Here is a 748-nt window from a genome sequence, read left to right as displayed (position 1 = left end):
ATGACGAACCCCGAGGCGACATCGAGCGCGGCAAACAGCGAGGTCGTACCATGCCGCACATAACTGTGCGTGCGCCGTTCCGGTACGCCCGGCATCATCGGCAGGACCGGCTGCTCGCGATCCAGGGCCTGGATCTGGCTTTTCTCATCGATACTGAGGACAAGGGCTCGGTTCGGTGGGGACAGGTAAAGGCCGACGATATCGCGGACCTTGTCGACGAACAGCGGGTCGCTCGACAGCTTGAATGTCTGGCTGCGGTGCGGCTGCAGGCCGAACGCCATCCACATTCGGCGGATCGTGGTGTGGGAAAAGCCAGTTTCCCCAGCCATTGAGCGGATCGACCAGTGCGTCGCGTCGGGTGGCGTTGTACGCAATGTCCGCTCAATTACCTCAGCAACCTGATCGTCGTTGATGGTTCGAGGGCGGCCAGGGCGGGCCTCGTCAAGCAGGCCATCACAGCGATCCTTCAAAAATCGGCGACGCCACTTGCCAACGGTGTGTTCGTGGAGGCCGAGTTCGGCAGCCACGGACTTGCTTGGCAAGCCATCCGCACACCGCAGGATCGCGCGGCAGCGCTCAGATAGCGATCGGGCAACGCGATGACGACGAACTTGCCTCTCCAAGTACGCCCGCTCCTGCGGACTAAGCACCAACGGCGCGATCGGCCGGCCTCGTTCACCTGCATTCGCCACGAGCTCTCTCCTCTGTAGAGATTCGAGCTATCAACTAATGTGGCGAACTTGCGTTC

General features: G+C 61.6%; 1 protein-coding gene. It reads right to left on the bottom strand.

What is annotated here, in order from left to right; genetic code table 11:
* Positions 1-692, bottom strand: a 692-nt coding sequence (locus AC0L3X_RS47270) for an IS630 family transposase (RefSeq protein ID WP_473317633.1), incomplete at its 3' end; no start/stop codon positions are given.
* Positions 693-748 lie beyond the last annotated feature (56 nt).

It is taken from the genome of Bradyrhizobium sp. MI1.7 (genome assembly GCF_055811795.1).
This window is presented reverse-complemented; position numbering and strand designations above follow the sequence as displayed.